This window comes from Bacillus sp. FSL R5-0603, assembly GCF_038050295.1.
In the GTDB taxonomy this organism is placed as follows: domain Bacteria; phylum Bacillota; class Bacilli; order Bacillales; family Bacillaceae; genus Bacillus; species Bacillus subtilis.
Genome location: NZ_JBBOYP010000001.1, coordinates 347,720 through 372,460, shown reverse-complemented (window position 1 = coordinate 372,460; position 24,741 = coordinate 347,720). Strand labels below are relative to the sequence as shown.

The following is a 24,741-nucleotide window of genomic DNA, read 5'->3' as shown; positions in this document are numbered from 1 at the left end:
CCTGCCAAACTAAAAAAGAGAGTCCATCTTAGGACTCTCTTTTTTTATAGTACCCAATGGCGAATCGCTTTAGCGACACCATCCTCAATATTTGTATCCGTGATATAATCAGCCGTTTCTTTTACGATGTCTTGCGCATTGCCCATTGCGACGCCAAGACCCGCTTCTTTGATCATCGCAATGTCATTAAGGCTGTCGCCCATTGCCATCACATTCTCCATTGTAAAGCCGAGTTTTTCCGTAACCTTGGCAAGGGCTGCAGCTTTGTTGATGCCAAGCGCGTTGACTTCAATGTTTGTCGGACTTGAATTTGTGATTTCGAGCTCTTTGTTTTTTCTCAGCTCCTTAAGCACTTCGTTTCGGATATCGTCATCCTCGATGTCAAAGCCGAATTTGAGCCATTCATGATCCGTAATGTTTTCCGGAAACTCGCCTCTCCATACTTTATTCACCGTAGAAGCCCAGAAATTAGTGTTGTGCTTATTCCGCAAATCCCACATCATTTGAATATGGTCCGTATGAAGCAGCTTCCGTTCCACCAAATTAAAATTCGAATCCCAAATTTCACTGCCGTTTGCCGTGATTAGAAAGGATGACAGCTTTAGCGATTCCGCCAGCTCCCGGCACGTCATCAGCGTCCGGCCCGTGCTGATCACCACATACACACCTTTATCCTCCGCTTCACGAATGGCTTTGCGGTTTTCATCCGAGATCAGCTGCTCGTCGTTCAGCAGTGTACCATCCATATCAATTGCGATCAGCTTGATATCTACATCTTCTCTTTGAACAGACATATATGTACCTCTCTTTATCTTTTTGTTGTGCTTCTCTCTATTCTAATACATTATACCCAGCGGGACAAAAAAGCGATTTCCTATGTTTGAAGAGAACGGATAAGAGGAAAACAAACGGTGAGGTGATCAAACATGACAGAAAGAAAACAGCAAAACAAACCAAATGAAAACCCCGAGCACAACGACTTAACCGATCCGATTCCTAATGAAGAGCTGAAGGAAAATATGAATGATGAAAAACACAAACGACAGCAAAGAGATAACTCTCAAAGCGAACGGGATTACGACACAAAATAGAACCCCTCACAAAATGTTGTGAAGGGTTTTTTTCATTTTTCAATATAGATGCCGATTTCAGCTTCAGCAACAGGCTGCTCTCCAACTGATGCCTTGGCATGTCCGAACACAAACCCGCGCCGATTGCGCGTGACTTCAAACGTAAGATCAAGCCGGTCACCAGGCACAGCTTCTCCCAGCTTTTCCGCTTTCTTCACCGAAGACAATAATCCCAAGCTGTTCTCATCTGTAATTCCTGTAAAAGCCGCGGTTTGCGCAAGCGCTTCAATCACAAGTGAAAACGGCATTTCTGTTTGCGTATCAGTGATAAACCAATCGTTCTCACTAATCAGCTTATAAGCTGCCGCATGTTTGCCGGGCTCGCTATCCGTCACGCCATCAATAAACATAAATGGATAGCGGTGAGGCAAAGATAATGAGTTCATTTTATATCTCCTTTTTTTGACCATTATATCTCAGCCTAAAGTGAAACGATAGGATATAATGGAAAAAACACAAAAGGAGGCCGTTATGTCCCCAAAACCGCTTGTCATTCTCGTACACGAAATATACGGTGTAAACAGCCATATGAAAAAGATGGGCCGGCTGATCAAAATGGCTGGATATGATGTGTTGACGCCCAACCTGCTCGGCGAGGATGAAGTCTACACACTGCAAGAAGAAAAAACGGCATACGAACAATTTACAAAACACGAACGGCTGAAAACGGGAGAAACCATCATCCAGAATGTGATCAGACAAAACGCCGGACGGCACATCTTTGTGATTGGATTCAGCGTGGGGGCTACTATCGCATGGAAATGCAGCAGTATGCCTGAGGTGAGCGGAGCTGTTTGTTATTACGGTTCCCGGATACGCGATTCTCTTCATCACGTGCCAGCCTGCCCGGTCCTATTGTTTTTCCCTAATTATGAGCCGTCGTTTGACGTAGCGCTTCTTATCAAAAAACTGCGGGAAAAACAGCATACCCATCTTGAGATTTATCAATTCGATGTGCTTCACGGCTTCGCCAATCCTCATTCTGTTTATTTCAACAGGGCCCTTTTCTTCAAAACGCTCTCTATCATAAAAAACGGGGCGGAAAAACGGCTCCGCCCTGTTTCATCAGAAATTTTTTAATCGCTTACAGTGCTTTATTATCGCGTGTTTTGGTTCCGTACGTCCCATGTTCTTTGTTGCACTGAGTTTTATTTTGCCTGTCTCATCTCACCGAATGGATAAAAGACGAAAGATTCAGTACCGATGATATCGTCCTCAGAAGGCATGCCCATTCCGTTTCTGCTATCCAGTGAATTGAGACGGTTATCTCCCATCACAAAATATTTACCGAAAGGAACCTCAACTTCGAAGTCACCTGTTAAGGTTACACCCGACTCTTTGACCTCCTGTTTATATTCCTTTAAGTATGGTTCTTCCACCTTTTTATCATTTATGTATAGCTGATCATTTTTCATTTTAATGCTGTCACCAGGCAAACCGATTAAACGCTTGACAAATGAGCGGCCGCTCTTTTTGTCATGAATGACTATGATGTCGCCTCTGTGAAACCCGCCAGTCCATTTGACTGCTTTATCAACTAGAATTCTTTCTGAGTCTTTAAGCGTTGGGGCCATTGATGATCCTTCAATAAGAAAAGGCTTGTAAAACACCAATCTGATCGTAAAAATGAGAGCTGCGATCATAATGATACTGAGTACAACGATCGTTTTGATTTTTCTTTTTTTCTTTAACGTGATTGTTTTTGCATTCAACTTCCTTCACCCGATGCTTTCCTAAGAATTCCAAATTATTATACAGCATTTGGATCTGCTTGGTTAGACTTTCGTGGAAATTTTCGTAAGGAAATGGACAGGCCGGGGCAGCCATCTGCCCCGGCCTGATTCATCAGAGCTTTCTTAAGCGCGAACAGATTTCATCAGTGACCTCAGCCGTTGTGCTTTGTCCCCCAATGTCGCGTGTTTTGATGCCGTCGGCAGTCACTTGCTCCATTACATCCAGAATTTTCGCCCCCAATTCCTCCTCTCCGAAGTGGTCGAGCATCAGCTTCGCTGTCCAAATCTGGCCGATCGGATTGGCAAGGCCCTGTCCGGCAATGTCAGGAGCTGAGCCGTGAACCGGTTCAAACATGGACGGATATTTGCCGGACGGATTGATGTTCGCAGAAGGAGCAATGCCGATGCTTCCCATCAGGCTTGAGCTGATGTCGGTTAAAATATCACCGAACAAGTTGCTCGCCACAATGACATCAAACGTTTCCGGACGCGTCACAAAAAAAGCGGCCAGCGCATCAATATGCTGAGATGATGTTTCGATTCCGCTATAATCAGCGGCTGTCTGCTGAAAGACTTCATCCCAAAACGGCATCGCGTGATAAATTCCGTTAGACTTTGTGGCGCTTGTCACATGGCTGCGCCGTTTTTTCGCCAATTCGAAGGCAAAGCGCATGACACGTTCTGTCGCTTTTCTCGTAAACACGGCATTCTGGATGGCGATTTCATCATCGCCTCTGTGAATGCGCCCGCCGACTTCACTGTATTCTCCTTCACTGTTCTCGCGAATCACCACGAGGTCAAAATCATTTGGATGCAGAAGCGGCGACGTAATGCCTGCCATTTGTTTGGCGGGTCTCATATTAATGGAAAGCTCAAGCTCCCTCCGGATTTTCAGCAGCAGTCCCCATAACGATATATGATCGGGAACCAGCTTCGGATTTCCGACAGCCCCCAAAAAAACCGCTTCAAATTGAGTTAGCGTATGTATTCCGTCTTCAGGCATCATTTTGCCGTGCTCCATGTAATAATCACAGCTCCATGGAAAAGCCGTGAATGAGAATGACAAACCTCCGTGTACCTCAGCGGCTGTATGAAGCACTTTCTCAGCAGCCGCTACAACCTCTTTTCCTACTCCGTCTCCCGGTATTGCCGCAATCTCGAATTGTTTCATCGTCATTCTCCTTCCCCTGTTTTCGTAAGCGCTTTCTATTATACTAGATTGCGAGATAGTAAAAAAATCCCGTGACATTGTGTCACGGGTGATCGGTTATTGATTAAGTTTCTTTAAAATGATGGCGTGCAACGGTTCATGGGACTGAATGCCGCACACCTCTTGAAGTACGCCGCTGTATCCTTTTTCTTCGATCAGCGCTTGCAGTTCAACCGCTTCAGGGTCACCGGTGAAATCGAAGCGCAGTGCTGCGGCAATTCCTTCCGCCAGTGCATTCGGTTCTTTTATTTTCTTTGCCGGGCCTACAAGTCTATCGTTTTCTCCCAGTTTTCTGAGAGGTGACCTCGCTACGCGGGTCACATCGTCCGAAATGAAAGGATTTTCAAAGCGACCGATGATTTTTTTGATATATTGTTCGTGTTCAGTTTGCTTAAAGCCATACGATTTGACGAGATAGTCACCAGTTTCAAGCAGCGCCGAATGAACGACACGGCGGATTTCCGGATGATCGATTGCTTCTTTGACCGTTTTGAGTCCGCGCTGATAGCCGACATACGCTGTCACCGCGTGTCCGGTATTGACCGTAAACAGCTTCCGTTCGATGTACGGCGTTAAATCATCAACAAACAGTGCACCGTTTATGACTGGTGTTTTCCCTTTAAAGCCTGATTCATCAATGACCCATTCGAAAAATGGTTCAACCGATACTTTCAGCGGGTCTTCATGATGCTGAATCGGGACGATCCGGTCAACGGCAGAATTCGGAAAACCTACCGTTTCACTGACGGATTTCTGCTCTGCTTCCGTTAAATGGCTGTATATCTCTTTCTTTAAGAAGCTGCTTCCGCCAATCATATTTTCGCAGGCAATGATATTCAGTGTGTTTGTAGCGTTTCTCCGTCTTAAACCTTCTGCGATAGATGGAGCAATCAGCTTCAGCACATTCGGGCCGACAGCTGTTGTGATGAGCGCCGCCTCATTCATCAGCCGATACAGCTCTTCGGGCTGACTGCCGCTGTTAATCGCACTGACCGGGCCAATGACCTCTGATGAACGTCCCTCTTCCGCCAGTTCGACTGTGTATTCTTTTTTTTCGTTGAGGAGGCTGACCATCGTGTCGTTTACATCCGCAAACACCACATCATAGCCGGAGTGGTGAAGCAGCGCGCCGATAAACCCTCTCCCAATATTCCCCGCACCGAAATGTAAGGCGATCATGTCAGTTCACCTCGTTGAAAATGGCGATCAAATCTTCTTCGCTTTTAGCGGAGATCAGGCGTTCAATATTTTCTTCTTCTGAGCAGATAATGGCGATGTTAGACAAAATGTCTAAATGCTCATTATTTTTACCCGCAATGCCGAATACCACTTTTGCCGTGTTGCCTTCTCCGTACTCAACGCCCTCTGGAATTTGTATGATTGAAATTCCAGAGTGAAGCACCTCGCTTTTCGCTTCTTCTGTGCCGTGTGGAATGGCAATGAAATTCCCCATAAACGTAGAAGACGTTTCTTCACGTTCAAACATTTTGCTAATGTAATCCTCTGTCACGTAGCCGTTGTCAATCAGCGTCTGGCCTGCCAATTTGATGGCCTCTTCTTTTGATGATACCGTTTGATTGAGTTTAATATTTTCCTTTGCGAGTACTTGCATGAGTATCACTCTCTTTCTATAAGATTACTTTTTCAGCTTTTCAATCAGCTCATCGTATTTCGGGCTGTTTAAGAAGTTATCCACTGATATGTGCGTCGCGTTCGGCAGCTTTGCTTTCGCGCGATCTGTTAAATCTTTGTGGGTGATGACAATATCCGCATCGCTTGGCAGATTGTTAATGGCCGTGTTGGTCACACTGATGTCAAGCTCTGCTTTTTTCACTTTGTTCCTTAAGATGGATGCCCCCATCGCACTTGATCCCATTCCCGCATCACACGCAAAGATAATTTTGTTCACGCTTTCAGGAGACAGCTCAGACGCTTCCTCTGCTTTGGCTTGTTCCGCCTCTAAAGCAGCTGCTGCTTGGCTTTTCTTCCCCTTCATGGACTGCATTTTTTCTGTTGCGGCAGCCAGGTCTTCTTCACTAGCTTTTGAAGATTTCAGGATCACTGCTGAAACGATGAACGATACAGCTGCAGCGACCAATACACCCGCCAATACGCCGAAATAACCTCCTCTTGGCGTCATTGCCATCAATGCGATAATGCTTCCCGGTGACGCTGCCGCGACAAGTCCGGCATTAAAGATCGTAAACGTTAAGAGTCCGCTTGCTCCGCCGGCAATGGCTGCGAGAATCAGGGCCGGTTTCATCAGAATGTACGGGAAGTAAATCTCGTGAATCCCTCCGAAGAAATGGATGATCGCCGCACCGGGAGCCGTTGATTTTGAAGATCCTTTGCCAAAGAACATGTACGCCAGCAAAATGCCGAGCCCCGGTCCAGGGTTTGCTTCTACTAAAAACAGAATTGATTTTCCTGTTTGGGATGCTTGCTCGATTCCGATCGGGCTTAAGATTCCATGGTTGATGGCGTTGTTGAGGAACAACACTTTCGCCGGTTCTACAAAAACACTGGCTACGGGCAGTAAATTAGCGTGTACAATGACTTCCACACCAGCCGCCAGCAATTTATTTAGCGTCAGGACAACCGGGCCGATGGCGTAAAACGCGAGAATCGTTAAAGCCGCGCCGACAATCCCTGCCGTAAAGTTGTTGATCAGCATTTCAAAGCCTTGTTTGACTTTATCCTTGAATAATTTATCAGTCTGTTTAATGAGGTATCCGCCAAGCGGACCCATAATCATTGCGCCTAAAAACATTGGAATATCCGATCCGACAATCACCCCGATTGCCGCTGTCGCTCCGACAACTCCGCCGCGGTGGTCGTAGATCATTTTTCCGCCTGTATACGCTATCAAAAGCGGCAATAAATACGTAATCATCGGGCTGACCAGCGCGTTCAGCTGTTCATTCGGAAACCATCCTGCCGGAATAAACAGCGCGGTAATGATACCCCACGCGATAAACGCGCCGATATTCGGCATGATCATTCCGCTCAAATAACTCCCAAAGCGCTGCACTTTCACTTTCATGCCGCCTTGCTGCTGTTCTTGCTGCTGCATATATAAACCCTCCCTGTTTTGTTTGTCGCTGTAAGATAAAAAAATATGTTCAGAGAATGGTGCTTCCCTTTGACTCTATGTTAAAACGCTTACAGTCCCTATACAATTGAAAGTAAAGAGGACTTTGGCACATGACTGTGACAATTTTTTAAAAATAAAAAGGCTCCTGGTTTCAGGAGCCTTTTCTCTTTCCTCTATAAATAATATTGCCGTTTTGAATCACGTACTTTGCGATCATTCGCTCACTCACAATAAAAACGGGATAGGCGCACACAAGCGCAAAAACAGCCATTGGCACGTGCTGTACAGCCGGCAGCATTGAACTTGCCGCATTGCGGAGGAGCAGCAAAAGATAAATGAGCAGCACAATGGCAGCTAATGATACCAGCATAATCGGAGCTGATACTTTATATTCATAAAGCCGTTCCCGGCAGTGTCCGCAGCGAAATTGACAAGGCACATTTGATGATCTGACCATGTCGCCTGTCAAAGGTTTGCCGCAGTTCGGGCATGGTGTTTCTTTCATAGGGTATTCCTCACTTTCTATTCCATATGTCTATTATACCAGAGTCCCTTCTGTTTCGTTTTGTTTCTGTTCAACACATTTTCACATTTTTTATCATCAGCTTACTTGTCTCTGTCTCTAAAATCCTCTACGCTTAAATAGATCTTAATGAAGAGGGTGTATGAATGCTTCCGATTAATAGACAGCAACACATACTGAAGTGGCTGAAAGAAGAAGGCGCGCTCAGAATTTCTGACATCAGCGCAAGGTTTGGCGTTTCGGAAATGACGGTATACAGAGATGTCAATCAGCTGGTTCAGTCAAATCAGGTCATTAAAACGGCCGGCGGCATCACGCTCCCCGCCCGAACACCTCAAGCGGATCATATGTGCAGCTATTGCTTGAAGCCCGTCAATCAAGCTCATTCGGTTCAGCTGATTACGGTAAACCAAGACATTGAACAGCTATGCTGCGCACATTGCGCGTTTTTGCGTTACGCGGATAAAACGGAAGAGGTTTCACACTTGATTTGCAGAGATTTTCTGTTACAGACAACCGTCAGTGCCGGTTCGGCTTATTTCGTCGTAAATGCTGAATTAAACCTGCACTGCTGCCAGCCGCAGGCCATTCCGTTTGCGACACTTGACCATGCCGAACGATTTCAAAAAGGATTCGGCGGAGCCGTCCGCACTTTCGACCAAGCGCTGGAAGACATGCTTCAAGACCGAAAGAAACGCTGCACCTGCACCAAGAAATAACACAACACATACAGCGGAAGGTGGTGTCTGAGTGATGAAGCGAAACAGATGGTGGATCATCCTTCTGCTTTTTCTTGTTTTCCTGCCGAAAACAAGCTTTGCTCACGCCTATATTGTCAAATCTTCACCTGGGGAAAACAGCGAATTAAAAAGCGCCCCTGCACAGGTGGAAATCGAATTTAATGAACCGGTTGAAGAAGGGTTTCATTACATTAAAGTCTATAATTCAAACGGCGACCGTGTGGATACGGACAAGACTGAAATCAAAAAAGATAATCATCACATCATGACAGTGAAGCTGAAGAAGAAGCTGCCTAAAGATGTGTACAGAGCGGAATGGAATGCCGTATCCGCGGACGGGCATCCGGTTTCCGGCGTCATTCCGTTCAGTATCGGGAAAGCGGATGGCGGATTCAGCAGCCAAAAAGCAGCCGACTCAGCGCTGAATCCGGGAACAGCAGCAGATCGCGCGATTCTGTATACAGCCCTATCTCTGTTTATCGGAACAGTTTTCTTCCATCTTTTCTGGTATAAAGGGAAATCAGAACAGCTCGTCAAACGGACGAGACGTATCCTGACCGGCTCGATTGCAGCACTGGGGCTGGCGCTTTTGCTTCAGCTTCCGATTCAGACAAAAGCGAACGCAGGCGTCGGCTGGGGCGGCGCATTCCAGCCGGGCTACATCAGAGAAACACTGTTTGAGACAGCAGGCGGCTCCATTTGGATCATACAGGCCGCGCTGTTCGTACTGCTCGCACTGTCTGTCATCCCTGCGATACGGAAAAACCGCTTTTCATCCTTTGGCTATTGGACAGCGCCGCTCATTTTCTTTTTCGGTCTCCTGCTTGCCAAGGCGTTTACCGGGCATGCTGCTGTCGTTGAAGAAAAAACGGTCGGCATTTTGATGGATTTCCTTCATTTAACTTCCGCTTCCATCTGGGTCGGCGGAATAGCGGCACTCGTTTTGCTGCTCTCAAAAGAATGGAGGCAGCCTGACAAAACGCTCGCGTGGGAGACGGTCAGACGGTTCTCCCCATGGGCGCTCACTGCAGTCGGCGTCATTTTGTTTTCAGGCTTGCTCAATGGATTTTTCATCATTCGTTCAATGGATTCACTGTTCCATACAGCGTACGGCCAAGCTCTTTTAGTGAAAAGCGGGCTGTTTGTTTTCATGCTGGTCTTAGGTGCGATTCATTTTCTGCTTACCAGAAAGCAGCGCCGCACAGGAATCAGCCGAACGTTGAAAGCGGAGTGGGCAATCGGCATCGCTGTATTGATCACAGCGGCCGTGTTTACAAGCCTGCCAAGCCCGCCTGAGCCAGCGCCGGAACCGTTCTACCAAACCAAAGCGATTGAGAACGGGCAAAGCGTTTCTCTCAGCATCAGCCCAAACCAGCCCGGAAAAAATGTATTTGAGCTGCGGGTCACCGACCATAACGGAGATCCCGTGAAAAACATCCAGCAAATCACGTTAACCGTTTATAAAACAGGCCTGTCAGGCAGCGAAAACAAAAGCACCTTTACATTAAAAGAAAAAACAAAAGGCGTCTTCCAAGATCAAAACCTGTCGATTAATGAAAAAGGAAACTGGAAGATCAAAGTCCACGGCCTGACCGGCGACTTTAACGAAATCAATATCATGTTTACAAAGACCAATTAAGGAGTGTTTACGTTGTTGAAAAAAATCGCATTGACACTATGTCCGGCTATTGTCGGCTCCCTCTTATTCTTTACGGCCCCTGCCAGCGCGCATGTTTCTGTAAAACCGGCTGAGTCTGCTGCAGGCTCTTGGGAAACGTATACAATGAAGGTTCCTTCTGAGAAAAATCTGCCGACAACGAAGGTTGTCCTCAAAATGCCGAAGGATGTTGAATTCCAGCAATATGAGCCAATTCCGGGCTGGAAGGTTTCCACTCAAAAACATGATGACAAATCAGTGTCCGTAACATGGGAGGCGACTGACGGAGGCATTCGGGAAGGACAGTTCCAGCAGTTTACCTTTGTTGCCAAAAACCCTGACAAAGCGGAGGAAGCTGCTTGGGACGCATACCAATATTACAAAGACGGCAGCATTGTTGAGTGGACAGGTGACGAGGATGCCGATACACCTCATTCCATTACAAACATCACGTCTGCAAAACAAGTGACAGATGAGCACGGCGCCACGAAGACAGAAGACGATTCCGAAAACTCAGGTTCTTCAGCTCTAGACATTACAGCGATTGTGCTGTCTGCGGCTGCCATTATTTTATCTGTAGCAGCGCTTGTTAAGAAAAAACGCGCCTAATAAAGAAAGCGATCCAGATGTCATTTCTGGGTCGCTTTTTATGTTTAACCGCGGCCTGCCTGGAAAGCAGGGTATTTCGTCATTCCGCCGTCCGCAAACAACGTGATGCCTGTAACATAGCTGGATTCCTTCGAAGCAAGCCACACTGCCACTGCGGCAATTTCCTCCGGTTCGCCGATATAGCCCATCGGGATCATGCTTTCTACATCTGCTTTCTGTTTAGGGTCAGCGAATTTTTCAGCATTGATTGGCGTGTTGATCGCACCTGGCCCGATATTGTTGACACGAATGCCCTTCGGCGCGTATTCCAAAGCCAACGTTTCAGACATTAGCTTAATTCCGCCTTTACTAGCTGCATAGTGGACAAATAACGGCCACGGAATCCTTTCATGCACGCTGGACATGTTGATGACATTTCCCTTGATATCGTTTTCTACGAAATATTTAATCGCTTCACGGCTTCCTAAAAAGGCACCTGTTAAGTTCGTGCCGATGACTTTATCCCAATCCTTAAGCGGCATTTCGTGAGATGGCACAGGATTTTCAAGACCGGCATTATTAATCATAATATCGAGTGTGCCGAACTCCTTGATTGCCGTTTGCACGATATTTTTTACATCTTCCTCTTTCGTGACATCTCCTTGGACGACAACAGCTTCACCGCCCGCCTTGATGACCTCTTCTTTTACCTCGTTCGGATCTTGTTTATTACTATAATAGTTGATAACCACTTTTGCCTGCTCCTTGCCGAAGCGAATGGCCATTGCCTTTCCGAGCCCTGAAGCAGCTCCTGTAATAGCGACGACTTTTCCTTTTAAATCCGGATACATATACATCTTCCTCCATTTGTTATGAATTTGTTTTGGCGATTCCTAAGAATACAGCGGCGGCAATAATCAGGATAATCCCGATCGCAATTGCTATAAGCTGGCGTTTCGTTTTCTTTTCACGCAGGATGAAAATACCGCCGAGCGTAGAAATGACAATTCCCATTTGTGAAAGGGAAAAGCTCGTTGCAACGCCGACTCGCGGCTGAGAAATAAACAAAAACATATTTCCGCCTGCCCAGATTAAGCCTGGGAGAATATTTCTGATCGCATACTTGTTAAAGGGTTTGTGTCTATAGGTTAAAACTAACCCCCCGACCACCATGCCAATTGCCTGTGGCAGCAGCGCGGACCAGCCGGACACATTGAATAATCTAGCCACGACTACATAAACCAAATAACCAAGAGTCGAAACAAGGAGAATCAAAATGCCCTTTTTCAAATTGCTTGGCTCGCCTTCTTTTTTATCATTCTTATCTTCCAAGGACGTGAGAATGATTCCCACAATGATAAAGATCAAAGCGAGAACGCCAAGCGTAATCGCAATCGGTGTTGACCATTCGCGGAACACGATCACACCGAAAAGCGAGGTGGAAACGAGCTGCATTCCTGTGGAAATCGGCATTGTTTTCGACACGCCCATCAATTGAATGCTTTTCAGCTGGTTGGCCTGTCCAAGTGACCAAAATAAGCCGGATACGATTCCAACAATAAAAATGCGAAGTGACAGAACGGGCTGAACAAAAAAGTAAATAACGATAGAAACAATGAGTGCCCCGATCGTCGTTCCCAGTGTCTGGCTGTACGGCCCGCCGCCTAATTTCACATTGAAGAGAACAATGCTCCCCCAAAACAAAGCCGGGAGAAGAGCCAATAATAAATCCATTGTTGGGGAACCTTCTTTCAAAATGTATTTGCTGTTATTTTGGCTGGAATTGTTGTGATTATTCGCCGGAACACAAAAAGAGCTGCCGGAAAATCCGGCAGCTCTCAGGAGCGTGCATTCTTTTATAAACCGATGGACAAATATTTTGTTTCAAGGTACGGCTCGATACCTTCTGAACCGCCTTCACGGCCAATGCCGCTTTCTTTCATTCCGCCGAATGGCGCTTGAACCGCTGACGGTCCGCCGTCATTCCAGCCGATAATGCCATACTCTAGATTCTCGGAAATATAGATGCCGCGGCGGTAGTTTTCTGTGAAGAAGTAAGCAGCCAAGCCATACGGTGTATCGTTGGCAAGCTGAATCGCTTCATCAATATCAGAAAACGTGACGATCGGGGCGACCGGGCCGAATGTTTCCTCATGCATGATGTTCATGGACGTATCGACATCGGTGAGCACTGTCGGATTCACAAAGTAGCGCCCTTTGTCATCGTTTCGGTCATATGTGCCCCCAGCAATCACTTTCGCGCCTTTTTCAACCGCATCATCTATTTGGCTGACGATTTTTTCGAAGCCTCGTTTGTTGATAATCGGTCCGACATTGACGCCTTCCTCAAGTCCATTTCCGACTTTCAGCTTAGACACTTGCTCGCTCAGTTTCGCAGCAAATTCATCTTTAATGGATTCATGAACGATCAGGCGGTTGGCACATACGCAGGTTTGGCCGGCGTTTCGGTATTTGGACGCCATCGCCTGTTCAACGGCAAGGTCAATGTCTGCATCTTCATCTACGATCAGCGGGGCGTGTCCGCCGAGTTCCATTGAGACGTGCTTCACGGTGTCCGCGCTGTTTTTCATAAGGATTTTCCCTACAGGTGTTGAGCCTGTGAACGTGATTTTGCGGATTTTCGGACTGCTTGTGAACACATTTCCGATTTCTTCTCCATCGCCGATTACAACCTGAAGAACATCCTTCGGAATGCCCGCTTCATATGCGAGGCGCGCTAGTTCATAAGCAGACAGCGGTGTGTCCGGCGCCGGCTTGATGATAAATGTACAGCCAGCGGCAAGAGCAGGCGCCGCTTTGCGTGTAATCATCGCATTCGGGAAATTCCAGGGCGTGATAGCAGCAACGGGGCCGACCGGCTGGCGTGTGACAACAATTCGTTTACCCGTTGTCGGGGCCGGGACCGTTCTTCCGTACACACGCTTCGCTTCTTCTGCGAACCATTCGATATAGCCTGCGCCGTAAAGCACCTCGCCGACTGCTTCCTGGTATGGTTTTCCGTTTTCCTTTGTAATTAAATCTGCAAGCTCTTCTTTATGTTCAACAATCAGCTCATACCATTTTTTTAAAAGAGACGCTCTTTCGTTCGCTGATGTTTTAGACCACGTTTTAAACGCTTGATGTGAACGTTCAATGGCTTCTTCTACCTCTGTGGCTGATTGCTGAGGAATCGTTTTGATCTCCTCGCCCGTAGCCGGGTTGTAGACCGTTAATTGATCTGGCATATTGAACATTCCTTTCTTTTCATGATTACTTAAAATGATAGCAGACCCAGCCGTTTTCTTTCCAATGATTAAGCTCGCAGGCCCGCCTCCAGGATGCTGAGCCCTTCATTTAATAGGCTGTCTGAGATGACGAGCGGTGTCAAAAAGCGGATGATATTACCGTTAATTCCCGCTGTCAACAAAAGTAATCCGTTTTGATTCGCATAGGCCGCGATCGCTGCTGCTTTTGCCTTATCAGGCTCACGCGTGTCAGGATCCTTGACGATTTCGATTGCGGCCATCGCCCCGAGTCTACGGATGTCACCGATGAACGGGAATTCTTGTTTCCACTCATACGCCTTGTCTTCAATGATTTTGCCAATTTCTTCAGATCGCTCATTCAGTCCTTCTTCTTCGATAATATCCAAGACTGCCAAAGCCGCCGCGCAGCCGAGCGGGCTGCCTGCATACGTGCCGCCCAGCTCCCCTGGCGCTGCCGCATCAAGCATTTCCGCACGCCCAATCACACCGCTTAATGGCAGGCCTGCCGCAAGCGATTTAGAAACCGTGATCAGATCGGGCACTACATCAAAGTGCTCAATTGCGAAATAAGTGCCAGTTCTGGCAAAGCCGGTTTGGATTTCATCAGCAACAAAAACAATGCCGTGTTCTTTGCAGAATGAAGCGACGTGCTGTACGAACCGTTTCGAAGGGATAATAAACCCGCCTTCTCCCTGCACTGGCTCCATCACGACACACGCCACCGTTTCAGGCGCCACTGAAGCGATAAAGAAATCATTGAATGCTTGAATGACCATATCGTCATAGCTTTCATCACTCATGCCGGCCGGCTTCTGATAATAATAAGGGAACGGCGCTTGATAAACCTCTGGCGCAAAAGGCCCGAAACCGAATTTATAAGGTTTTACCTTGCTTGTCATGCTCATCGTCATATTCGTGCGTCCATGAAACCCGCGCGTAAATGAGACAACGCCTTGACGCTTTGTATACTTTCTGGCGATTTTCACAGCGTTTTCGACCGCTTCTGCCCCTGAGTTAAGAAAAATCGCTTTTTTCTCATGGCTGCCCGGCGCGATGCCACACAGTTTTTCGGCTAATTCGATATAAGTCGGGTACATCATGACATTAAAACCAGGATGAATCAGCTCCTCCGCCTGCCGCTTCACAGCCTCAACCACCTTCGGATGCGAGTGTCCGACATTTAACGTGCCGATGGCGCCTGCAAAATCAATAAATCTCCGGCCGTCCAGATCGTACAGCTCGGCCCCTTCTCCTTTGACCGCCAGACTGCGGTTGCCGTTGCTCACACCTTTTGACACAAATTGATCCCGTTTTTGCTGCCATTGTGCAGTTGTGATGCTTGCTGTTGTTTGACTCATGTGAATATCCCCCTGTCGGTATTTTCTTATCATTCTGACTTCTCTTTGGTATGATGAAAAGTACCAATTATAACTTTTTGATGGTATCAGAAGGAGAAACTACAAAATGGATATCACAATTACACTCGATCGTTCAGAGCAAGCCGATTATATCTATCAGCAAATTTATCAAAGGCTGAAAAAAGAAATCCTCAGCCGCAATCTGCTGCCGCACTCGAAGGTTCCCTCCAAGCGGGAGCTGGCTGAAAATCTCAAGGTCAGCGTAAATTCAGTGAATTCAGCCTATCAGCAACTGCTGGCTGAAGGGTATTTGTACGCCATTGAACGAAAGGGTTTCTTCGTGGAGGAACTAGACATGTTTTCCGCCGAGGAACACCCTCCATTTGCACTGCCGGATGATCTAAAAGAGATTCACATCGACCAGAGCGATTGGATATCGTTTTCACACATGAGTTCCGATACAGACCATTTTCCGATCAAAAGCTGGTTCCGCTGCGAGCAAAAAGCGGCCTCCCGCTCATACCGCACGCTCGGCGATATGTCACATCCGCAAGGGATATATGAAGTGAGAGCGGCCATTGCCAGGCTCATTTCCCTGACGAGGGGTGTAAAATGCAGGCCAGAACAAATGATCATAGGGGCAGGCACACAGGTGCTCATGCAGCTGTTGACTGAGCTTTTACCCAAGGAAGCCGTGTATGCGATGGAGGAGCCTGGCTACAGGCGCATGTATCAGCTTTTGAAGAATGCCGGAAAACAAGTCAAGACGATCATGCTGGATGAAAAGGGCATGTCGATTGCTGAAATCACCAGACAGCAGCCAGATGTACTGGTGACCACCCCGTCGCATCAGTTTCCGTCCGGAACGATTATGCCTGTGTCCAGAAGAATTCAGCTACTGAACTGGGCAGCCGAGGAGCCGCGCCGATATATCATTGAGGACGATTATGATAGTGAATTCACATATGATGTAGACAGTATTCCGGCGCTGCAAAGTCTCGACCGTTTTCAAAATGTCATCTATATGGGAACCTTTTCAAAGTCCCTTCTCCCCGGTTTGCGGATCAGCTATATGGTATTGCCGCCTGAACTGTTGAGGACATACAAACAGCGGGGCTATGATCTGCAGACTTGCTCATCACTTACACAGCTCACCCTGCAGGAATTTATCGAGTCTGGTGAATATCAGAAGCATATAAAAAAAATGAAGCAGCATTATAAAGAAAAGAGAGAACGCCTGATCACCGCTTTAGAAGCAGAGTTCAGCGGAGAGGTTACCGTAAAAGGGGCAAATGCGGGGCTGCATTTTGTTACCGAATTTGATACCAGGCGCACCGAACAAGACATCCTGTCACATGCTGCCGGGCTGCAGCTTGAAATATTCGGAATGAGCCGATTTAACTTGAAGGAAAACAAGCGGCAAACGGGCAGGTCTGCTCTCATTATCGGCTTTGCACGGCTGAAGGAAGAAGATATTCAGGAGGGTGTGCAGCGGCTTTTCAAAGCGGTTTACGGACATAAAAAAATCCCCGTTACAGGGGATTGATTCACCAGCGGTTCTGGTCTACATTCAGCACGGCTTCAAGCAGTCCCGGAAATGCCTTTTCAAGGTCTTCAGCGCGAAGCGAATAATACCGGCGCTTTCCTTCTATCCGAACTTGAGCGATGCCTGATTCTCTCAAAACTTTAAAATGATGCGACAAAGTCGATTTGGCAACCTGCACATCTGCACAGGTGCTGCACGTTTTTTCTTTTGCTTCAGCTAATTGCTTGACGAGCTCTAAACGAAGCGGATCACTAAGTGCATGAAGAACCTTTGTCAGCTGCAATGTTTCTGTTTCTGGATGGTTTGGAATGTTCATGACACAAATGTATCACACAACAATTAGAATGACAATTTTACTATATAAGGGTTTTTCCTTTACCTCATTTAGAATACATGTTACATTTAGTTCGATGAAATTCGAACAATAAATTCGCATAACAACGGAGGAGATTTAAATGATCGTATTACAAGCTTACATCAAAGTAAAACCAGAGAAACGCGAGGAATTTTTGAGCGAGGCTCAATCACTTGTTCAGCATTCAAGAGCTGAGGAAGGCAACGCGCAATACGACCTATTTGAAAAAGTAGGCGAAGAAAATACATTTGTCATGCTTGAAAAATGGAAAGATGAAGCGGCAATGAAATTCCATAACGAAACTGCACATTTCCAAGGGTTTGTCGCAAAAGGAAAAGAACTGCTGAGCGCTCCTCTTGATGTTGTCCGCACAGAGCTTAGCGAGTAAAGGAAGGGTGTCTCATATGAATGAAGTGATTAAATCTTTAACAGACCACCGCTCGATTCGCAGCTACACAGATGAGCCTGTAGCTCAGGAGCAATTGGACCAAATCATTGAAGCGGTGCAATCAGCCCCTTCTTCTATCAACGGACAGCAAGTGACTGTGATCACAGTCCAGGATAAAGAGCGCAAAAAGAAAATCTCCGAGCTGGCAGGCGGCCAGCCATGGATCGATCAAGCTCCTGTTTTCCTGCTGTTCTGCGCAGATTTCAACCGGGCCAAAATTGCGCTTGAAGATCTGCATGATTTCAAAATGGAAATCACAAATGGATTGGAATCTGTTCTTGTCGGCGCAGTAGACGCTGGTATTGCCCTCGGCACAGCAACAGCAGCGGCTGAGTCACTCGGACTTGGCACAGTTCCGATCGGTGCAGTTCGCGGAAACCCTCAAGAGCTGATCGAACTGCTTGAGCTTCCAAAATACGTGTTCCCTTTATCCGGTCTTGTCATTGGGCATCCTGCCGACCGTTCAGCGAAAAAACCGCGCTTGCCGCAGGAAGCTGTCAATCATCAGGAAACTTATTTGAATCAGGATGAGCTGACGTCTCACATTCAGGCATACGACGAACAGATGTCTGAATACATGAATAAACGGACAAACGGAAAAGAAACAAGAAACTGGTCACAGAGCATCGCTTCCTACTATGAGCGCCTGTACTATCCGCACATCCGTGAAATGCTTGAAAAACAAGGATTTAAAGTTGAAAAATAAGCTCTTATTCGGCCTGTCGGATTTTCCGGCAGGCCTTTCATTTACCCGGTTAAAATCCATTGACTTCTATTTTGTTTATTTGGTAAAATTTTTTCATTGTTACTCATTGGTTTTCTGTGAACCAATGGGTTTTCTAATGTTCAAGAAAGAAGGAAGCCATGAGATGCTTGATAAAAAAACAGATATCTTGTTAGCCGCGCGAAAGCTTTTTTCGGAAAAGGATTTTACGTCGGTTTCCATGCAGGCGATCGCAGAAGAATGTAAGATGTCAAAAGCTTCGATATATAAAATGTTTCAATCTAAAGAAGATCTGCTTTTGGAGCTGCTGTCATTTAACCAGAAGCAAATGGTGGCCGCGGCCTCAAGACTTCAGGAAAATACCGCACTTACACCGGAGGAGCGTTTGACGCAAAAGGTCAAAATGGAACTGGAGGGCTTCAGGCGGAATCAGCAGTTTTTCAATATGCTGACCTACGGAAACCCCAAGCTGCATAATGACCGGGTCAAACAGCATATCCATCAGACCAGATCGACGATTATCTGCTGGCACCGCGATTCGCTTATCCAGGCGTATGGAGAAACCATTCTCCCGTTTGTGTGGGATTTGGTCATCATTCTTCACGGCATGATGCGTGAGTTTTTAATGCTGATCAAAATCGAGGAAAAACCGCTTGAGCTTGACCCGATCGCAGAGTTTATCATCAGCACCCTCAATCAGATTATCAAAAACAGGGAAACCCGCCAGTCTCTTCTTCCGCCCGAAGCCATCGAGCTTTATATTCATTCAGCATCCTCCTACAAGCCAAAGGATAAATCAGTCCTATTATCGGAAAGCCTGAAGGAATTACATAAAGGCATCTCTTCCCTGCCCGCCGCGGACTATGACGTAGATGAACTGACATCCGCAGCCGCCATGCTGGAGGAAGAAGCGAAGAAGGAAGAACCCCGCGCTTTTTTACTCAAATCACTGATTGGCTATCTGGAACAAACCGGTGTTTTAACACAGCCCGTTTCCATGTTAAAAACACTGTTAATTACTTAGAGAAAAGAAGGGATATGTATTGAACACAGGTATTGAACAAAAACCTTTTAACCGTTCTGTCATTGTCGGCATTTTGTTAGCCGGAGCGTTTGTGGCGATTTTGAACCAGACATTGTTGATTACCGCACTTCCCCATATCATGAGGGATTTCAATGTCGATGCCAACCAAGCACAATGGCTGACCACATCATTTATGTTAACCAACGGGATTTTAATTCCGATTACCGCGTTTTTAATTGAGAAATTCACAAGCCGGGCGCTGCTCATCACAGCAATGAGCATTTTCACTGCCGGAACAGTCGTCGGAGCGTTCGCGCCGAACTTCCCGGTTCTGCTGACAGCGCGTATCATTCAAGCGGCCGGAGCCGGCATTATGATGCCGCTCATGCAGACTGTATTCCTGACAATCTTTCCGATTGAAAAGCGCGGCCAGGCTATGGGTATGGTCGGATTGGTCATCTCATTCGCGCCTGCGATCGGACCGACTCTTTCCGGGTGGGCTGTCGAAGCTTTCTCTTGGAGATCATTGTTTTATATTATTCTTCCGTTTGCTGTGATTGATTTGATTCTTGCCAGCATCCTGATGAAAAACGTGACGACTTTAAGAAAAACACAGATTGATATTTTATCAGTCATCCTTTCAACATTTGGATTCGGTGGCCTTCTGTACGGATTCTCAAGCGTCGGCTCTTACGGCTGGTCCAGTTCAACCGTCTTGATTTCACTGCTGGTGGGTGTCATCGCGCTGCTCTTGTTTATCACAAGACAAATGAAGCTTGAAAAACCGATGCTGGAATTCCGCGTCTTCACGTTTGGCGTTTTCAGCTTAACAACACTGCTGGGAACCCTCGTCTTTGCATTATTGATCGGTACGGAAACCATCCTGCCGCTTTATACACAAAATGTCAGAGACGTCACAGCTTTTGATACAGGGCTTATGCTCCTTCCGGGAGCCGTTGTGATGGGCTTTATGTCGCCGATTATCGGCAGAATTTTTGACCGTGTTGGCGGAAGAGGGCTGGCGATTGCCGGTTTCTGCATCATCTTCCTGACATCTCTGCCGTTTATGCAGCTGACTGACCATACGTCACTCGCTTGGATTGTCGTTTTATACACTGTTCGTCTCTTAGGCACCGCCATGATCATGATGCCGGTGACAACAGCCGGAATTAACGCGCTGCCGCGCCACTTGATTCCGCACGGAACTGCGATGAACAACACGATTCGCCAAGTCGGCGGCTCGATCGGAACCGCACTATTGGTTTCCGTGATGAGCAACCAGGCGGCACATGCAGGCACGACAAATGTGAAGCACGCCGCCCTGCACGGCATGAACGCCGCTTTTATTGTGGCTGCCGTCATTGCACTTGTCGGCTTCCTTCTCTCATTCACATTAAAGAAACCTCAGCGCCCTGCCGAACAGCAGCCGGCACGCTGATTAACAAAAAAAGAGCCCCGCTACTTAGCGGAGGCTCTTTTTGGTTTTACTTTTCTAAACCGTCTTTCACTTCTTTGATCATTTGTGCCATAGACTCAAGACCGCCTCCTGATAAGTACCAAGTAGCAGAATCAAGGTAGACAACATGATCATTTTTCACTGCGTTTACATTTTTCACATAATCATTTTCAACGACTTGTTTAGTTGATGATGTTTCACCAATCGCTGTACCGCGGTCAATGACAAACAGGTAATCCGGGTTTGTTTTTGAAATGTACTCGTAAGAAACGCTTTGTCCGTGAGTAGACGCTTTGATGTTTTTATCAGCCGGTCTCACGCCAAACACGTCATGGATCAGGCCGTATCTTGATTTAGGACCGAATGCGCTGATCTTCCCGTCGTTCGCCATGATGACGAGACCATTTTTGTTAAGCTTTTCAGCCGTTTTCTTTACATCTGCGATTGAATGATCGATTTTTGCGAGTTCATCCTTCACTTCATCTTCTTTATCGAAGATCTTACCGATTGTTTCTGCGTCAGACTTAAATGATTCCATATACTTCGCTGTGTCTACGCCAAGATAAATTGTCGGCGCAATTTTAGAGAATTCTTTGTAAGACTCAGATTGTCTTCCTGAAATAATGATCAAGTCAGGGTCTAAATCTGCCACTTTCTCGAAGGCTGGCTCTTTTAAGCTTCCGACGTCAGCATATTTGTCATCCTTGAATTTGGACAGATATTTAGGAAGGGCTTGTTTCGGCAGTCCCGCTACTTTGTCATCAAGTCCAAGTTTATCTAATGTATCTAAGCTTCCAAAGTCAAATACGACAACTTTTTTAGGGCTCTTCGGTACTTTTGTTCCGTTTTTGTCCAGCTGGTGTTTCACCGTGATTTGTTCTTCCTTAGAATCAGAACCTTTGCTGCTTGTGCTTTGGTTTCCGCATGCAGAAATCACAACTGCCGTCACCAAAGCGATGAATAGTAATGCGAACTTTTTCATGCTCTTCACCTCTTCTATATATTAAGAAAAATAGACACCTATTCTTTGATTATCAATCGTCTGAATCGGGATGGTCATATCGTAGATTTCCTCAAGCACTGACGTTTCTATCATTTCTTCAGGCGGTCCTTCTTTTACGATTCGGCCGTTTTTCAAAGCGACGATATAGTCCGAATAGACTGAAGCAAAATTGATATCGTGAATGACGATGACGATCGTTTTTCCAAGCTCCTTTACCAGCCGTTTCAGCAGTTTCATAATTTCAACTGAGTGTTTCATATCCAGATTGTTCAGCGGCTCATCCAGAAAGATATAATCTGTGTCCTGGGCAATGACCATGGCGATAAATGCCCTTTGGCACTGTCCGCCGCTCAGCTGATCCAAGTATTTGTCTTGAATGTCTTCCAGCTTCATATAGCTGAGCGCCTGGTTGATATGAACCCAGTCTTCCTCTGTCAGCCGGCCCTGTGAGTACGGAAACCTGCCAAAACTGACGAGGTCTTTGATCGTGAGCCTGATATTGATTTGGTTCGCCTGCTTCAAAATGCTCATTTTCTTGGCAAGCTCTTTGCTGTCACATGCTCCAATCTCTTGTCCGTCTATGTAAATCTCGCCGGAATCTTTTTTGATCAGGCGGCTCATGATAGACAGCAGCGTACTTTTGCCGGCGCCGTTAGGACCGATAAACGAGGTGATTTTGCCCTTTTGAATCGTGACTGACGTCTCTTCAAGGACAACTTTCCCGCCATATTGTTTGCTTACATTTCTGACCTCTACCATGATTTATTCTCCTTTAACAGCAAGTAGATAAAATAAATCCCGCCGGCAAAATTAATAATGACGCTCAGCGTCGTTGAGAAGGTAAACACTTTCTCAACCACAAACTGCCCTCCGACCAGCGCAATGATGCTGATGAAAACGGAGCCTGCGATTAAGTATGAATGCTTATATGTTTTCAGGAATTCTCTCGCCAGGTTGACGACCAGAAGGCCTAAAAACATAATCGGCCCGACTAGCGCTGTTGAAACAGAAACCAAAATCGCAACCACGATCAGCATCTGCTTCACCACTTTGTCGTAGTCAATGCCCAAATTCACGGCGTGCTCGCGTCCGAGCGACAGCACATCGAAAAATTTTGTAAAACGCCAGACATAAATGCCTGTCAGCAGGAAGATGATGAACGCGAGCCATAACAAATCCGTATTGATATTGTTAAAGCTGGCAAACATCTTGTCCTGCACAACTTGGAACTCATTCGGATCAATCAGCATCTGCATAAAGGAAGACAGGCTGCTGAACAGAGTGCCAAACACGATTCCGATAAGCAGAAGGAAAAAGATATTTCTCCCCTCACCCTTGAACATGATCTGATACAAAACAAGAGAAAACAGTATCATCAGCAGAACAGAGATGATAAAGTTGATGTTTTTATTCATGATGACCATATTCGCAGAACCGAACAAAAAGATAATGCCAGTCTGAATCAGCATGTAGAGAGAATCAAGGCCCAAAATGCTCGGCGTCAGGATGCGGTTGTTCGTAATCGTTTGAAAGATCATGGTCGAAAACGCAATCGCTCCCCCCGTCAGCACAATGGCTGCGACCTTTTTGATTCGTCTCGGCAGGGTGTAATCCCAATTGCCTAAGTCATAAAACAAAAACAAGCCAATACATACAATGGCTAAACCAACGAGCAAAGCTATTTTCATCTGGTTACGCATAGGCTTTTCTCCTTAACAGCATAAACAGGAAAATGCCGCTGCCGATGATTCCGACCATCAGGCCAATCGAGATTTCATAAGGGAAGATAATGATTCTGCCCAGTATATCGCAAAACAGCACAAAAACAGCTCCCAACAGCGCAGTATGCGGCAGGCTGCTCTTCAGATTGTCTCCTCTGTAAATCGATACAATATTCGGGATGATTAAACCGAGAAACGGCAGCATACCGACAGTCAAAATGACAAGGGACGTGATCAGGGACACGATAATGAGCCCGATGTTCACAACCCGTTTGTACTTCAGGCCGAGGTTGACAGAAAAGCTTTCACCCATACCGGCCAATGTGAATTTATCCGCATACACATAGGCAATGATGACGAGCGGAATACTCAGATAAAGAAGCTCGTATCTTCCTTTCACGACTAAAGAGAAGTCTCCCTGCAGCCATGATGACACATTCTGGATCAAGTCATATTTATATGCGATAAATGTCGCGATTGAACTGACGATATTCCCGAGCATTAGACCGACAAGCGGAATAAAGATGGTGTCGTTAAACTTGATTCTTTCAAGGATTTTCATAAACAGAAAATTTCCTGCAAGGGCAAAGACAAACGCGACCAGCATTTTGATTAAAGGACTGGCGGATGTAAACAGCAGCAAGGAAATTAAAATGCCGAGCCTCGCCCAATCCATCGTGCCCGCCGTCGTCGGTGACACGAATTTATTTCTGCTGATCTGCTGCATAATCAAACCGCAGATGCTCATGCTTAATCCCGCGATGACAATGCTGATCAATCGCGGCATACGGCTTGCAAACAGCGTTGACGCCTCTTGTTTGCTTAAATCGAAGAGATCAAGCGGCGACAGATCTTCTACGCCGATAAATACAGATGTGACGGCTAATATGATAAGTAGAATAAATAAGTAACGTAGCTTCATGCTGCCTCCTTACATCCTTACAGCAAAAAGAACGTATCTCCTACTCCGCAAGGACTCAAAACAATATGGCCATATAGTAATTGATTATCATTATCATTTACATATTACCATTTTTTTAGGGTTAGTCAATATTCTTTAAAAATATTAACCTAGTCATTTATCCATTTTACTAATCATTCTAACCATTTTCCATCCCAAAACGTTAGGCTGTTTACCATATTTATCTTTATAACGCAGGTATAC

27 protein-coding genes are annotated in these 24,741 nt (G+C 46.3%); 10 read left to right on the top strand and 17 right to left on the bottom strand.

From position 1 onward, the window contains the following. Positions 1 to 44: 44 nt before the first annotated feature. On the bottom strand, positions 45 to 794 hold the full coding sequence (locus NYE56_RS01785; RefSeq protein WP_268554607.1) for a phosphoglycolate phosphatase: 750 nt from the start codon (positions 792 to 794) through the stop codon (positions 45 to 47). A 132-nt stretch (positions 795 to 926) separates the two neighbouring features. Between NYE56_RS01785 and NYE56_RS01780 the strand changes: the two genes are divergently transcribed. After that, complete coding sequence (locus NYE56_RS01780) at positions 927 to 1,091, top strand: hypothetical protein (protein WP_032678934.1); 165 nt, start codon at positions 927 to 929, stop codon at positions 1,089 to 1,091. A gap of 32 nt (positions 1,092 to 1,123) precedes the next feature. Here the strand turns inward: NYE56_RS01780 and NYE56_RS01775 are convergent, their stop codons facing one another. Next, on the bottom strand, positions 1,124 to 1,516 hold the full coding sequence (locus NYE56_RS01775) for a 3-hydroxyacyl-ACP dehydratase FabZ family protein (RefSeq protein ID WP_043858118.1): 393 nt from the start codon (positions 1,514 to 1,516) through the stop codon (positions 1,124 to 1,126). Positions 1,517 to 1,601: 85 nt separating this feature from the next. Between NYE56_RS01775 and NYE56_RS01770 the strand changes: the two genes are divergently transcribed. Continuing rightward, positions 1,602 to 2,210: a dienelactone hydrolase family protein gene (locus NYE56_RS01770; RefSeq protein WP_268554605.1), complete on the top strand. Its 609-nt coding sequence runs from the start codon at positions 1,602 to 1,604 to the stop codon at positions 2,208 to 2,210. Positions 2,211 to 2,278: 68 nt separating this feature from the next. Here the strand turns inward: NYE56_RS01770 and sipU are convergent, their stop codons facing one another. From sipU to NYE56_RS01740, 6 genes are all read right to left on the bottom strand, one after another. Beyond that, complete coding sequence (sipU, locus tag NYE56_RS01765) at positions 2,279 to 2,842, bottom strand: signal peptidase I sipU (RefSeq protein ID WP_268554604.1); 564 nt, start codon at positions 2,840 to 2,842, stop codon at positions 2,279 to 2,281. Between the two features lie 133 nt (positions 2,843 to 2,975). After that, positions 2,976 to 4,040, bottom strand: a complete 1,065-nt coding sequence (locus NYE56_RS01760; protein ID WP_268554603.1) for a tartrate dehydrogenase — start codon at positions 4,038 to 4,040, stop codon at positions 2,976 to 2,978. Between the two features lie 90 nt (positions 4,041 to 4,130). Beyond that, positions 4,131 to 5,252, bottom strand: coding sequence for a mannitol-1-phosphate 5-dehydrogenase (locus NYE56_RS01755; RefSeq protein WP_341283377.1), 1,122 nt, complete (start codon positions 5,250 to 5,252; stop codon positions 4,131 to 4,133). A 1-nt stretch (position 5,253) separates the two neighbouring features. After that, a complete protein-coding gene (locus tag NYE56_RS01750) occupies positions 5,254 to 5,685 on the bottom strand; it encodes a PTS sugar transporter subunit IIA (RefSeq protein WP_003246714.1) in 432 nt (143 codons plus the stop codon). Between the two features lie 24 nt (positions 5,686 to 5,709). Beyond that, the gene (locus NYE56_RS01745) at positions 5,710 to 7,146 is read right to left on the bottom strand and encodes a PTS mannitol transporter subunit IICB (protein ID WP_326188561.1); all 1,437 of its coding nucleotides are present in this window, start codon (positions 7,144 to 7,146) and stop codon (positions 5,710 to 5,712) included. A gap of 172 nt (positions 7,147 to 7,318) precedes the next feature. Then, positions 7,319 to 7,672, bottom strand: a complete 354-nt coding sequence (locus NYE56_RS01740; RefSeq protein WP_123372807.1) for a hypothetical protein — start codon at positions 7,670 to 7,672, stop codon at positions 7,319 to 7,321. Between the two features lie 164 nt (positions 7,673 to 7,836). Between NYE56_RS01740 and ycnK the strand changes: the two genes are divergently transcribed. From ycnK to NYE56_RS01725, 3 genes are read left to right on the top strand one after another with little or no spacing between them, the layout of a single operon-like run. Then, positions 7,837 to 8,409 (top strand): copper uptake transcriptional regulator YcnK, encoded by a 573-nt coding sequence (gene ycnK, locus NYE56_RS01735; protein ID WP_268549835.1) that lies wholly within the window; start codon positions 7,837 to 7,839, stop codon positions 8,407 to 8,409. Positions 8,410 to 8,443: 34 nt separating this feature from the next. Then, a complete protein-coding gene (gene ycnJ, locus NYE56_RS01730) occupies positions 8,444 to 10,069 on the top strand; it encodes a copper transporter YcnJ (protein ID WP_341284372.1) in 1,626 nt (541 codons plus the stop codon). Positions 10,070 to 10,081: 12 nt separating this feature from the next. Then, positions 10,082 to 10,696, top strand: coding sequence for a YcnI family copper-binding membrane protein (locus NYE56_RS01725; protein WP_123372804.1), 615 nt, complete (start codon positions 10,082 to 10,084; stop codon positions 10,694 to 10,696). A 44-nt stretch (positions 10,697 to 10,740) separates the two neighbouring features. Here the strand turns inward: NYE56_RS01725 and gdh are convergent, their stop codons facing one another. From gdh to gabT, 4 genes are all read right to left on the bottom strand, one after another. Then, the gene (gene gdh, locus NYE56_RS01720) at positions 10,741 to 11,526 is read right to left on the bottom strand and encodes a glucose 1-dehydrogenase (protein WP_014475815.1); all 786 of its coding nucleotides are present in this window, start codon (positions 11,524 to 11,526) and stop codon (positions 10,741 to 10,743) included. Between the two features lie 19 nt (positions 11,527 to 11,545). Continuing rightward, a complete protein-coding gene (gene glcU, locus NYE56_RS01715; protein ID WP_003234455.1) occupies positions 11,546 to 12,409 on the bottom strand; it encodes a glucose uptake protein GlcU in 864 nt (287 codons plus the stop codon). Positions 12,410 to 12,531: 122 nt separating this feature from the next. Beyond that, positions 12,532 to 13,920 carry a succinate-semialdehyde dehydrogenase gene (gene gabD / locus NYE56_RS01710; RefSeq protein ID WP_341283376.1) on the bottom strand — a complete coding sequence of 463 codons (1,389 nt, stop codon included), beginning with the start codon at positions 13,918 to 13,920 and terminating at the stop codon, positions 12,532 to 12,534. A 68-nt stretch (positions 13,921 to 13,988) separates the two neighbouring features. Then, entirely contained in the window at positions 13,989 to 15,299 is a 1,311-nt protein-coding gene (gabT, locus tag NYE56_RS01705; RefSeq protein ID WP_046160059.1) for a 4-aminobutyrate--2-oxoglutarate transaminase, read from the bottom strand. Between the two features lie 106 nt (positions 15,300 to 15,405). Here gabT and gabR point away from each other — a divergent pair, with 106 nt between their 5' ends. After that, positions 15,406 to 16,845, top strand: coding sequence for a MocR-like transcriptional regulator GabR (gabR, locus tag NYE56_RS01700; protein ID WP_341283375.1), 1,440 nt, complete (start codon positions 15,406 to 15,408; stop codon positions 16,843 to 16,845). Between the two features lies 1 nt (position 16,846). Here the strand turns inward: gabR and NYE56_RS01695 are convergent, their stop codons facing one another. After that, positions 16,847 to 17,161 (bottom strand): ArsR/SmtB family transcription factor, encoded by a 315-nt coding sequence (locus NYE56_RS01695; protein ID WP_341283374.1) that lies wholly within the window; start codon positions 17,159 to 17,161, stop codon positions 16,847 to 16,849. A gap of 139 nt (positions 17,162 to 17,300) precedes the next feature. Here NYE56_RS01695 and NYE56_RS01690 point away from each other — a divergent pair, with 139 nt between their 5' ends. From NYE56_RS01690 to NYE56_RS01675, 4 genes are all read left to right on the top strand, one after another. Continuing rightward, complete coding sequence (locus NYE56_RS01690) at positions 17,301 to 17,588, top strand: putative quinol monooxygenase (RefSeq protein WP_003234477.1); 288 nt, start codon at positions 17,301 to 17,303, stop codon at positions 17,586 to 17,588. 16 nt (positions 17,589 to 17,604) lie between these two features. Continuing rightward, positions 17,605 to 18,354: an oxygen-insensitive NADPH nitroreductase gene (gene nfsA, locus NYE56_RS01685; RefSeq protein ID WP_003234479.1), complete on the top strand. Its 750-nt coding sequence runs from the start codon at positions 17,605 to 17,607 to the stop codon at positions 18,352 to 18,354. Between the two features lie 163 nt (positions 18,355 to 18,517). After that, positions 18,518 to 19,396: a TetR/AcrR family transcriptional regulator gene (locus tag NYE56_RS01680; RefSeq protein WP_341283373.1), complete on the top strand. Its 879-nt coding sequence runs from the start codon at positions 18,518 to 18,520 to the stop codon at positions 19,394 to 19,396. 19 nt (positions 19,397 to 19,415) lie between these two features. Continuing rightward, positions 19,416 to 20,834 carry an MDR family MFS transporter gene (locus NYE56_RS01675; RefSeq protein ID WP_341283372.1) on the top strand — a complete coding sequence of 473 codons (1,419 nt, stop codon included), beginning with the start codon at positions 19,416 to 19,418 and terminating at the stop codon, positions 20,832 to 20,834. 46 nt (positions 20,835 to 20,880) lie between these two features. Here the strand turns inward: NYE56_RS01675 and yclQ are convergent, their stop codons facing one another. Genes yclQ through yclN form a run of 4 tightly spaced genes read right to left on the bottom strand, consistent with a single transcriptional unit; the run spans position 20,881 to position 24,498 of the window. Further along, the gene (yclQ, locus tag NYE56_RS01670; RefSeq protein ID WP_341283371.1) at positions 20,881 to 21,834 is read right to left on the bottom strand and encodes a petrobactin ABC transporter substrate-binding protein YclQ; all 954 of its coding nucleotides are present in this window, start codon (positions 21,832 to 21,834) and stop codon (positions 20,881 to 20,883) included. A gap of 21 nt (positions 21,835 to 21,855) precedes the next feature. Continuing rightward, entirely contained in the window at positions 21,856 to 22,614 is a 759-nt protein-coding gene (yclP, locus tag NYE56_RS01665; RefSeq protein WP_341283370.1) for a petrobactin ABC transporter ATP-binding protein YclP, read from the bottom strand. Continuing rightward, positions 22,608 to 23,555: a petrobactin ABC transporter permease YclO gene (gene yclO, locus NYE56_RS01660; protein WP_123372797.1), complete on the bottom strand. Its 948-nt coding sequence runs from the start codon at positions 23,553 to 23,555 to the stop codon at positions 22,608 to 22,610. Before yclO ends, yclP begins: the two co-directional genes overlap by 7 nt. Next, complete coding sequence (yclN, locus tag NYE56_RS01655; RefSeq protein WP_087960839.1) at positions 23,548 to 24,498, bottom strand: petrobactin ABC transporter permease YclN; 951 nt, start codon at positions 24,496 to 24,498, stop codon at positions 23,548 to 23,550. Before yclN ends, yclO begins: the two co-directional genes overlap by 8 nt. Positions 24,499 to 24,741 lie beyond the last annotated feature (243 nt).